The sequence below is a fragment of the Paraburkholderia translucens genome (assembly GCF_020881035.1).
In the GTDB taxonomy this organism is placed as follows: domain Bacteria; phylum Pseudomonadota; class Gammaproteobacteria; order Burkholderiales; family Burkholderiaceae; genus Paraburkholderia; species Paraburkholderia translucens.
The window spans coordinates 479,420-490,397 of the sequence record NZ_JAJITC010000005.1 but is presented as its reverse complement, the minus strand read 5'-3'; the positions used below and the strand labels follow the sequence as shown (position 1 = coordinate 490,397).

Below are 10,978 nucleotides of genomic sequence, written 5' to 3'. Positions count from 1 at the left end.
ATTCCCGTCGTGTTGTCATGCTGAGCTGCCTCGCCATAAGTCGCTCCCGCCAGCATTCTGACGGGTAGCAAATTACATGAGGCAATGCCCGTGGCTCGGTAACAAAAAAACTGAGTCAATGCGTGCGATGGGCGTGCAGCCCTGAACCCGCGTGCGTCGCGAATTCATCGTCGTTCCACACGTAGAGCGGGCCGAGCGAGTCGCTTCTAATTGCGCCGAGCGCAAGAAAAGGACGATGTTCGATCATCATGAAACGCCATTTGGGTGCACGAATGTGAAGCCCCCCATCCGTGCGCCCCTGCCACACTCAGATCTGCTGCTGGCCGCCATCGACAAACAGTTCGATGCCGTTCACGAAGCTCGCATCGTCCGATGCGAGGAACAGGGCGGCGCTCGCGATTTCGCCAGGCTCGCCCAGACGCCCCATCGGGATCTGCGCGGCCAGGTAATCGGCGAGACCCTGGCGCTGGGCTGCATCGTCACCGGCAAGGTCGAGCAGGCCAGGCGTGCGGGTCGCGCCCGGGCTGATCGTGTTCACGCGGATCTGGCGGTCCTTGAGGTCGAGAATCCAGTTGCGTGCGAAGGAGCGCACCGCAGCCTTCGAAGCCGAGTACACACTGAACGCCGCGGTGCCCGCGCTGCCAGCCGTCGACCCCGTGAGGATCACCGATGCGCCCCTGGCCAGCAACGGCAGTGCCTTTTGCACCGTGAACAGCACACCCTTCACGTTGCGGTTGAAGGTGTCGTCGAAGTGCGCTTCGGTGATGTTGCCGAAGGGCAGCATCGAACCGCCGCCTGCGTTGGCGAACAGCACATCCAGACGACCCTGTTCTTCCTGGATCTGCGCATAGAGCGCGTCGAGTTCGTTCAGTTTCGTCGAGTCGACACGAACGCCGGTGGCCAGGCCGCCCGCTTCGCGGATGCTCTTCACAGCGGCATCGAGTTCGGCCTGACGGCGGCCCGTGAGGTAGACGTGCGCGCCTTCGGCGGCGAAGCGCTGGGCGGTGGCCAGGCCGATGCCGCTGGTTGCGCCGGTAACCAGTGCGATCTTGTTGTCGAGTTTGCGTGCCATGGTATTGCTCCTTTCGTTTCGTTCAGTAGAAGTGGGTGTTGGCTGTTCGGTGTTGCGTGCTGCGATGTGAGAAGAATATCGACGGCCCAACCTTTTCGAAATAGAATTGATTGCAATCTAACGTTGCAGAAATGAAAAGATGAGGGGAAATGGCGAAGCTGCCTGATTTCGAGGGACTCGCGATGTTCGCGAAGGTCGCCGAGGAGGGATCGTTTGCGGCCGCGGCGCGCGCGATGGGCGTGTCGGTGGCGACGGTCTCGCGCGGCGTGGCCCGTCTGGAAGACCGGTTGGGCGCGCGGCTCTTTAACCGCACGTCGCGGCAACTGTCGCTGACCGAGTTCGGTCGCACCATCTGCGAGAAAGCCGGCGAGATCTACCGGCAGGCGGAAGAGGCGGAAAGCGCGGCGCGCGAAATGTCGGTGCAGCCGCGCGGGCTGGTGCGCCTGGCCGTGCCGATGTCGTTCGGGCTGCGCTGGGTCGCGCCGCTGCTGCCGGGCTTCCTCCGCGCGTATCCGGAAGTGTCGATCGACCTGCATTTGTCGGATGCGTCGGTTGATCTGGTCGCCGATGGCTTCGACGCCGCGCTGCGTATCGCCGCGTTGCCCGATTCGTCACTGGTGGCGCGGCGACTGTGTGCCGTGACGCAATACGTGGTGGCGTCGCCCGAGTATCTGAAGCGCGAAGGGCGGCCAACGCATCCGCGCGAACTGATGGATCGGCCATGCCTCTCGTACGCGTATCGCGCGCGTAGCGATGTCTGGCGCTTCACGAACGATGCAGGCGAAGAAGAGCCGGTGATGCCGGCCGGCCCGCTGCGCGTGACGAATTCCGATGCACTGTTGCCCACGCTTCTAGATGGTCTCGCGATTGCCGAACTGCCCGAGTTCATCGCAGGCGAGTATCTAGCCGATGGCCGTCTCGAAGCAATTCTCACCGACTGGTCGCTGACGAAGGGTGGTCTCTACTTCGTCACGCCGTCGGCGCGCGCACGGCCTGCGAAGGTGGCGGCGCTGTCTGATTACTTCGCCGAGCATCTCTCCCATCCCGCGTGGCGATGGCCTACACCTTGAATAGGCTGTCATTGCGTTTTTGCAATGATAGGTTTCAAACGCTTCTATTTCGCAAATAACTCCCGCTCCGTATTCTTCTTTCCATCGGCTGCACGACATCGCGTCGCAAGCTGCTCAACCGCACGGAAAGGAGAATCACGATGAACACGCACGCCCACCCGAACACGCCCTATACCGCAACCGTCACTTTCCTTCCTTCGCCCGAAGCGCGCTATCCGGTCGCGATCAACGAGGCCTATGCCGCAACGAAATGGGTCGCCGCGCATGGCGAGGAAATCGGCGTCGATGGCGCGCGGCTCGCGGTGGTGGGCAACAGCGTGGGCGGCAACATGGCTGCGGACGTCAGCCAGATGGCGAAGGACCGCCATGGCCCGGCGATCCGCTTCCAGGGTCTCATGTGGCCGGTGACGGACCACGCATTCGACAACGCCTCCCACGACGCTTTCGAAAACGGTTACTTCCTGAGCCGCGACATGATGAAGTGGTTCTGGAGCGCGTACACGCCCGACACAGGCGAGCGCAACCAGCGCTACGCATCGCCGCTGCGCGCCACGCTCGACGAGTTGAAGGGCTTGCCGCCGGCGCTGATCCAGACGGCGCAGTTCGACGTGTTGCGCGACGAAGGCGAAGCCTACGGACATCGGCTCGACCAGGCGGGCAACGACGCGACGACGACCCAATACAACGGCACGATTCACGACTTCGGCCTGCTCAACGTACGCGCCGCCGACGCACCGACGCGCGCAGCCATGCAGCAGATGGCGACGGCATTGAAGACGCGCCTGCAATAACGCGCACCCATCAACACTGATACCCAGAGCCGATCATGAACAACGCCAGACAACTGCTTGCCGCTTACCTCGAATCGATTCGCGACCCGCGCGCGGCTGCCGCATTATTCGCCGACGATGGCGTGCTGGAACTGCCGTATCTGAAATCGCTCGGCATCGATGGCCGTGCGCAGGGCCCCGAAGCGATTGAAGGTTTTATCGCTTCACTGCTCGCAAAAGTGCCGGATTCCGAATTTAAAAACGTGCGCTTTCTGATTGAAACGCCGGAGCAGGTCTTCGCCGAATATGAAGTTGAAGCGCTCGTTCCGTCGACGGGAAAAATCTACTGGCAGATGTACGCGGGGCGGCTCGTGGCGCGCAACGGCAAGATCGCGCTGTTGCGGGAGGCACTGGATACGGTAAGGGCCGCAGACGCGTTCGCGATGACTCGTGCCGTTTGATGATGACATGGGTGAAAGGCCGCTTGGTCGCGAAAAGCGGTACGTGGAGCTAGATTCCCGACGGACCGCTTTTTGCCGACGTCCAGGCGATCACAGCTAGCGCTGCTGTTCGCCCTCGTTTGCAAACCGCGTCCGGCAGCGCCCGGCCACGAAGGGACCTTCGTTTAATGCATCGCTAAGACGTTCAGACGACCGCTTCACTCCGCAAACGATCATTCGATCTCCGGTGTGCCTGCGTCGCGTCATCCGCTATTACTGACGTTCAGATCTCGGTATTCGTTGGCTGCTTCAGGTTGCCTTCGAGTTCGTTGACGGCATCAATCAGCGCGCAAACGATAACTGGCTCAAGTTCATGGACGACATGAGCGCCACCGTTACAGCCGCGAGCGATCAGCCGCCGCATGGCAAATTACGCTCGCGTCCACCGGACCAGCATTGCGTCGAGAACACGCAGGCCTGGCAGCACACGCGTTGGTCAATCGACCGGACGTAGCAGGTTGAAGTGCGCCGTTCGTCCAAGGTGCGATGGGCACAGTGGTGCTTTTGACCGTCCACAAAGAAGGAGCGTGGCTCTTGCACCCTTGGGAAATTGATCGCTGACTGCATCAGCGCTTCCCCGGTGCGAAGACACTCGGACCAAGTGTGAAACCGGCAAGGGTCAACTGCAGGACCTTGCCTCAGGATGTGTGAGGCCTCACCGGTCACGATAATCCATTCGTCCCCCGAAGGCGTAGCCCGCATGACAAACTGAATTCTCGGTTGCGGGGCTGCGTTAAGCTCCAGCGCCTGCGGGAAACCGCCGAATTCGGCGATCGCCGAGACCACTATCACAAATCCGAGTTCGCGTGAGCACTCGGCAAGCAACTCTTCTGAAGCTGCGTGGACGCTCACCACGTGCTCGTCGATGTTGTCCCGCCCACTATCGTGGTTGCCGTCAGCATTTTGTCCCCGGGAAACGACCAGTTCGAATTCGAGCGATTCCTTCACAACCGTCAGCAAAGCACCGTCCGTTCGTTCCAAGACGACCGCGGGATAGACGAAAACCTGTGGTTTACGGGCAAAAATCTTCGCGCCCTTGGCCTGATAGTGAACGAGCAAACCCCTATATGCAGCGCGCAGCCGGTCGCTTGACAGGTAGTCGGGCAGTTGGGGAGGTCGCAGCGGAAATGGAACATCCTGAACCAGAACTTGCCGCGACAGTTCTGAAAATATCCGAGGCGCATTCGCGATGAAGTCCGCCCTGTTCAGGACAATGATATCCGCACCGGACACATTGCCATTGACGAACGTCTTCACAGGTGCCGTGAAGATAACAAGCCACTGGCCGCTCGCGAGCACGGCTCGTGCCAGATCGTGACCGTGCTGCTCCTTGAGGCCTTTCACATACCCGGTTACCTGTTCGATGTACTCGTACCACTCATGGGTGACCGGTGAGTCATTTTTCGCTCCGCCACCCAAGAAAAACCGGATGCCCTCAACCAGCAGTTCCACGGCGTTTTCGGCTCCGCTGCGGCCTCGAGCCCGACCAATAAACGGCTTGTCCCACGCCTTGACCTCCAGCAACACCACAGGCGCCCTTGTAAGACGCGTGACGCCTACATAGTCCATGTAGGTGGTCGTCTCCGCGCGGATTCGAGCCTCCTGTGCCATGTCTCCGCCGAGGCCGAGATCCCAGCCAAGGAGAGAAACAAACCGGTTAAAGAACCGAACCCTGGTCTGTGCCTCCAGCGGCCGCCCCTGACCTGCCCCCGCGTACGGGTCCGGAGCGGCGGCGCCAAGCTCGCGTTCGACCTCGTCCAGCAGAGTGGCAAACGCGGTCAGGAAATCGTTTAGTGTCTTTCCGCTGTTCATTGAATCAGCTCAGGCAGTCGATAAAGCAGACGCCTCGCTGCGGGCCAGCCTGCATCCAGGAAGCATTCAAGGCATGCGATGAGCGCCGCACTACGCTCCGGTGCCTGGAATATATCCTTGTGGTCTGCCAGAAACCGGCCCACCAGACTGACGAAGAGGTCGATGCCCAAGGGGTCAAACTGATAGCCGGTGCGAGCACCGCCATTCAACAGCGCATGTGAGGTCACATCAAATGCGATTTGAGGCGCGTAGTCGATGACCTTTTCGACAAGTTGCAACAGGTAGTAGACCGTGTGCGGAGTCGCGTACTCCCCGATCTGCTCCAACACAGGTTGTGCTTCCCGCACGAACTGTAAAACCTCTTGCGGAGCAAGGTTCCGTGCTACGTCCGCGCCGTCGACTACTCCGTCGACAGTGAAATAAAGCTGGTTGCATGCGGAATCGACCACCTGCGCGAGATCGCGCACCGTAGCGGCTTCTTGCTCGCTGGCGCTCTTCTTTCCAATCAACTCACCAAGCACGAGGTTTGCAGCCGACACAATATCCAGCGTTAAGCTGAAAGCGCGATGACGGACGCTCGCATCGAGTTGGCTGTCCGCGTTGAGTCCGATGACGTAAGCACCGCGCAATGCCATAAGTACGTGAAGAAGCTCGGACGAGTGCACTGTCGGCGAACTCATGAAGCGTTCAAGAATCTCGCGAGCCTCTTCGAGCGAATGTCGTACCCATAGCACCGTGATCTGTCCAGCAATGTGCTCAAGCAGATTCTTTGCTCGCGGCCAGTCGGCTTGAACCCGGTCGATCAATTGCCGAAGCAGCGTCAGACATCTCTGCGGCTCGGCGTGCAACAGACGTTCCACCAGGTCGCTCGTCACGTGCACAAGAACGCCACGGTTTGTCTCTTCCTGCAGCCGCGTTTCAAGCCTCGACCAGAATCCATGCCTGTCGAGGTCCCAGATTCTGATAAGCATCAGCGTCGCCTGCATGCGAACCGCAGGATGCGGATCGGCGAGGAGTCGATCGATTACCGGTGCGAGTTCACGATATCGCCCGGGAGCCTGCAAGCACAAATCGAGGATCGCTTCCGCGGCTTCGAGCCGCGCCGCCGGTGAACCCCATGCAGCGGATTCTTCGAAACGCTGTTCCGTTTCTTCTTGCACCTCTGGACTGGCAGAATTTGCTGCCAACATGATGAGGTCAATCAGGCGATTGACCGTGGGTTCAAGATTCGGGGCGTCCGCTTTCCCCCCCAGAAGTTTCATCGTCAGGATCCGTGAACACCCCTGTCCGATCGTACCTTCGGCCTGCAGGCGCAACACGGCATGCACACCGTGCGCGCGCGCGCGAACATTAAGGGCCTCAAGCGACTCAAGCGCAGCCTCGAGAGTCACATCGTTTGCAGGCGTCTTCCCCGGAGCAAGTGCCAGCAGATCCTGCGTCGACTCAAGCGCGGCCATCAGATCCGCATTCGCCGGTAAACTCCTGTCCAGACCCTGGATCCATTGGTAAGGATCCACGCTCCCCCAAGACGTTGAGAATTGCATCAACCGGTCGTTTTTGCCTTCTGACTCATATACCTCCCCTGCGATCATCTCGCGCGCCCGATCCGTTAGAAGTCGGTCCGCTCCGATGCTGGCAAATAGTCGTTCCACGAACGCGCGCCGCGCACCGTACTCGTCCTGATAGCCTGAAAAGTCGAATGCAAACGCACCTTCTTCGAGGTCGATGCGCTCTTCAGCAGTGCGTCGATCCCATGCCTTTGCGACAACGTCAATTGCGTCCTTGCGTGTATCCGGCAAGACAAGCATCGGCTCAAGAATGGCGAACGGCCATAGCAGATCGAGGAGTTTGTCGCGACGCTCAGCAGCGACCATGAATAATCGTGCCCAAAAAATCGCTTTCGAACAATGCAGAATGACATCACGAGCCATCTCGATGGCTATGACTTCAGTAGCCGCCCGGAGATGCTCTACGAGCTTGACCACTAGATTATCGGCGTCATATCCGTAGACGTGATCCGGGTCATGTCCCCACACACAGCTTAAATCTTCCTCCAGGCGATATCTCTGGTTGTTGACCGTCAGTTCGAATTCACGAACAGGTTCCGTTCGCGGGTGCTTTCGAGCGAAGAAACCGTCCACTGCGGCTACGAGCGCACGAACTGCTGCCGACGAATGGTTCTGGAGGAACGTGGGGAAATATTGCGCAAGCGAGTAACGAGCCATGTCGTAGTCCTGCCGCGCCGTAGACGTCATCGACAGAATCTGGCTGTTACCGATCCTCGTTTTCCTTTCGTCGGTTACACCAATCTCATACGTGCGGATATAGACGTAGCTGGCGAAGTCCGGGTCGCAGTCCGCAATACTCCCGATCTTGCGCCCCAGCAACGGCACGTCCTCCCAGCTATGCGACTCGAGTCGCTCTGCCTCAAATATCCGCGCGAGCAATGTGCGAGATGCATCGCAGTCCGTCGAATATGTGTCGAGCACCAGATCAATAGCTGAACCTATGAGCCACTGCGCGTTGCTATTTTCGAAGCCATACGCCAGCAAGGCGCGCGCGGCCGACCCAAGACCGGCACGCTCCTCCTGGGATTTCGTACGCGGCAGCAACTGGGCAACGAGGAATCGCACCGCACCTGTCACCCGCCCAACATAAGCTGCAACGCCACTCGCAAGTGCGATCCATGGCTGCAACGGCGTCGACGAGTGATCGTCAATGCGCACCGCTAGTGCTCCACCCACATGATTTAGAACATCCGGAAGCAACGGGTTGTTGCGCCCAACTTCCTGCACAAGCCAGGTCGTATCGTCGACATCGACGGGAAACTCCGCGCCCGCACGGCTTGCTGAACTTCGCAAAACGGGGTCGCCTGCTCGGTCCGTGATGAGCTTGGTGACCGCGCTCCAGAACCGGTCTCTATTGACGCTTTGATCCCACAGCTCATGCAACACGAATAGCAACGCCGGGGCGAGCATCAGCCCCCGCCCGTCATCCTTCGGAAACCGCTGCGAGCCGTTAACGATGCCATTCGGATCCAGATAGACCGCGGCCGCAGCAAAATCGAACAGGATGTGATGGCGGAACTGAAACGACCGCCCGCCGTTTATCGGGACGAGGATTCCGCCTTTCTGAAGTTTGTCGACCTGCTCACCGCTGTCAGCAGCTATTTTGTCGAATGGTGCCTGCAGCGAGCCGGACTCGAGCATCGACTGCACTGCGCGAATGATGACAGCCCGGCCGGACGTTCCGTAACACTCGATTCGCTCCCGCCAGAAAAGCTGAAGCAGTTGCACCTGGGACGAAACACGCTCCAGGTTCTCGCCGAGGACGTCGGCGGCGAGCAAGTCACATATGAGCCGTGTATTAAAAGGCACGACCGCCAGTTCTCTGAACTTTTGGGGTGCGGCATCCAGCACACTCGCCAGCCGCGGCTCCCTCGCCATCAACTGCCGCAACTCGTTCTCAGACCAGTTCGGCACCGAAACATGCCGAACGTCCCCGAAGCCCCGATCAGCAAGCGCGGCGACGGGTGGCTTGCCCTTGAAAAGCGCGCGGAATTGTTGCCCCATGCGCAAGTCGAATGAGCGGATCGACGCCACGACCCGCCAACGGTCATTCATTTCAATCACGCGCTTGATCAACGCACGAAAAACGCCTTCGCCCCGTCCTCCGCGCGTGGCATCCAGTGCGTCGATTACGACCCACCCCAACGTTTCCCCGTCCCAGGCCTTGAGCACTTCAACAAGATCGTGCTCCAGACCCAGCGTTCTTGCGAGACCATCCGACGTATCCACGGCCAGACTGTCGACCGCCAGTTCGACGACATCGTGCCGTTCGGCACGCAACCTCTCAGCTAGCGCGCTCACTACACCGCTCTTTCCGGAGCCGGGTTCACCGATAATCAGAAGGTTTCCGGCCGCGGCCGCATCGAAAACCCCCTGTTGACAATCGCGAACGATCGACACCTGATTGCCCGGCGATGCCTCAATAACCTCATAACGTTGCAGGTCTCTCGCTGTCGCGCTGGAATACGCCCGTAGGGCCTCGATGTCCGCCCGATAGCGAGGTCTGTCGCCGAGATCAAACCCAGCCGAACGGAGCGCTGCCCTCAACGTATCCAGATCAGCGCCACCGCGCTGCTTCATCAAGTCGTAACAAAACTGCTCAAGGCCCGAGAACAAAGCACCCGCATCAATCGAGGTGCCCGCGGCACCACGCAGCACTGTGCGCACAAGCGCCGCGTCGGTGGCAGCAAAATCGAATACCGCAACGCGAACGAACCTCGCAATCTCCAGAACCGCTGCGTCGCTGAACGGATCAGTGGTCGAATCGGCCCATGCGGTTCGGATACAGAACTCGAAATCGTCAAACACCACCTGCTGCGCCTGTGTCAGTTGCGGTTGACCTGGGGACGCCTTGAGCGTCAGAGCTGTGGGCAGATCGACCTTGATCGCTGCCGACGCCTGCGATCCCACGGCTAGAACCAAGCGGTCCCGGCTCGTGTCGAGCGGCCGGTTCCACCCAGCGCTGCCATCACCGCGTTGGCAATCTATCCAGTACTTCGTGAACTGCGCGATGGTCTTGGCAAAGGCGCTCGAAGGGTCTCGCGATCGAGACACCGTTGTCTTGGCTTGGATGGCAATGAAGCCGTCATCTGACGTTGCCACAAGGATATCGTCGATCGGGGCTTCTGTTTCGAAGCGAATCCATTCGACGGTCCCGTTTCCAACATCAAAGCGCGCATCGATGCTCTGGTCGGAGAGCATGTATGCGCTGAGAAGAGCGCCAACTTGCGCCTGAAACTGGATTCCTGCGCTGGTGGCCGCGCCACCGCCGCCCAAGCGATTGCCGAGTGACGAATTTGAGGAGTAGTCTGACACGATACGCGGTTTCGAAGAGGACGGTCGATAATACATCGTACGTCCCACCAAGTCGCGTTGTCGCGTGGCATCCGAATTCAGATCGCGCTACCGCATACATGTAGACCCTCACACCAGCAGAACAGGGCCCCCTGTTGTGCCAATTACCCATGTTTTATGGATTCTCCGCGATCTCTCGTCACCGAAAGGAAGTAACACTGATGCACCCTTTCGGATGACCGCTATCGCGTACAATGAACGTGCCCTTTGAGAGTCGAGCGCCGTTCTCGCGCAGGCGAAAAGCTGTCACTCAGAATTAGGATGATCTGATATCGCAGAGCAACCCATAGCGGTCCTAGACTGGTGGTCGGCCCAATCACTGCAATGGCCGATGAGTACCCGTCGATAGGCGTACCCGCGCGAGTGACCGTTGTAGCCAGATAGCTGCCATCAAAGCGTCACTGGGGCGAGTGACGGTTGGGGGTCGTGAGTGTGAGTTCGCGGATGCGGAAGCCGCCATTGACCTGCTCAATGCCGCCATCGCCCCAGATCAGCCACTGAACTGACGTTGGAGTCATCCTCTCGCAATGGGCCGTTGTTAGAGCCGACGTGGTCGGCCATAGCCGACCAACTCCGGTCAGATTACCTTCTCCAAACCGGTCAGTCGGCTGAATTCTGTTTTTGCAAACCAGAGTGTCCATGAGCGGCCGCTGCCGACTTCACCCGATCGGCCATGAACCGTCGCTCGCCATCCCAGCGACGTGGACACTGGAGCGGCGGCTACGCAACAAACAGCGGACCTTCACCGCAAGATAATTTCGGGAGTGCCATCGGTGTTTGATGACGTTCGCGTGTCGGCAGTCGTGAGATGTGTACCTCGGTTTCGACGTGG

At 59.5% G+C, this 10,978-nt stretch carries 7 protein-coding genes and 1 pseudogene; 3 read left to right on the top strand and 5 right to left on the bottom strand.

What is annotated here, in order from left to right; genetic code table 11:
* Nucleotides 1-115: 115 nt before the first annotated feature.
* Together LJ655_RS30080 and LJ655_RS12335 are read right to left on the bottom strand one after the other, a co-directional pair.
* Complete coding sequence (locus LJ655_RS30080) at nt 116-250, bottom strand: hypothetical protein (RefSeq protein ID WP_268991422.1); 135 nt, start codon at nt 248-250, stop codon at nt 116-118.
* 57 nt (nt 251-307) lie between these two features.
* Entirely contained in the window at nt 308-1,072 is a 765-nt protein-coding gene (locus LJ655_RS12335; protein WP_230561515.1) for an SDR family NAD(P)-dependent oxidoreductase, read from the bottom strand.
* 149 nt (nt 1,073-1,221) lie between these two features.
* Here LJ655_RS12335 and LJ655_RS12330 point away from each other — a divergent pair, with 149 nt between their 5' ends.
* From LJ655_RS12330 to LJ655_RS12320, 3 genes and pseudogenes are all read left to right on the top strand, one after another.
* A complete protein-coding gene (locus LJ655_RS12330) occupies nt 1,222-2,142 on the top strand; it encodes a LysR family transcriptional regulator (protein WP_230561514.1) in 921 nt (306 codons plus the stop codon).
* A gap of 182 nt (nt 2,143-2,324) precedes the next feature.
* Nucleotides 2,325-2,933: pseudogene (locus LJ655_RS12325) on the top strand (alpha/beta hydrolase); the annotation flags it as partial.
* 35 nt (nt 2,934-2,968) lie between these two features.
* Nucleotides 2,969-3,373 (top strand): nuclear transport factor 2 family protein, encoded by a 405-nt coding sequence (locus LJ655_RS12320; protein ID WP_268991421.1) that lies wholly within the window; start codon nt 2,969-2,971, stop codon nt 3,371-3,373.
* Nucleotides 3,374-3,635: 262 nt separating this feature from the next.
* Here LJ655_RS12320 and LJ655_RS12315 read toward each other — a convergent pair whose 3' ends face one another.
* The 3 genes from LJ655_RS12315 to LJ655_RS12305 are packed head-to-tail and all read right to left on the bottom strand — an operon-like array spanning nt 3,636 to nt 10,107.
* A complete protein-coding gene (locus LJ655_RS12315) occupies nt 3,636-3,776 on the bottom strand; it encodes a hypothetical protein (protein ID WP_230561512.1) in 141 nt (46 codons plus the stop codon).
* A complete protein-coding gene (locus LJ655_RS12310; RefSeq protein ID WP_230561511.1) occupies nt 3,764-5,224 on the bottom strand; it encodes a hypothetical protein in 1,461 nt (486 codons plus the stop codon). Before LJ655_RS12310 ends, LJ655_RS12315 begins: the two co-directional genes overlap by 13 nt.
* Nucleotides 5,221-10,107: a hypothetical protein gene (locus tag LJ655_RS12305; protein ID WP_230561510.1), complete on the bottom strand. Its 4,887-nt coding sequence runs from the start codon at nt 10,105-10,107 to the stop codon at nt 5,221-5,223. Before LJ655_RS12305 ends, LJ655_RS12310 begins: the two co-directional genes overlap by 4 nt.
* Nucleotides 10,108-10,978: the final 871 nt, after the last annotated feature.

Bases quoted from the DNA above. Each gene is read 5' to 3' on its own strand.
- LJ655_RS30080 (WP_268991422.1), bottom strand. From the start codon at position 250: ATGATGATCGAACATCGTCCTTTTCTTGCGCTCGGCGCAATTAGAAGC.
- LJ655_RS12335 (WP_230561515.1), bottom strand. From the start codon at position 1,072: ATGGCACGCAAACTCGACAACAAGATCGCACTGGTTACCGGCGCAACC.
- LJ655_RS12330 (WP_230561514.1), top strand. From the start codon at position 1,222: ATGGCGAAGCTGCCTGATTTCGAGGGACTCGCGATGTTCGCGAAGGTC.
- LJ655_RS12320 (WP_268991421.1), top strand. From the start codon at position 2,969: ATGAACAACGCCAGACAACTGCTTGCCGCTTACCTCGAATCGATTCGC.
- LJ655_RS12315 (WP_230561512.1), bottom strand. From the start codon at position 3,776: ATGCGGCGGCTGATCGCTCGCGGCTGTAACGGTGGCGCTCATGTCGTC.
- LJ655_RS12310 (WP_230561511.1), bottom strand. From the start codon at position 5,224: ATGAACAGCGGAAAGACACTAAACGATTTCCTGACCGCGTTTGCCACT.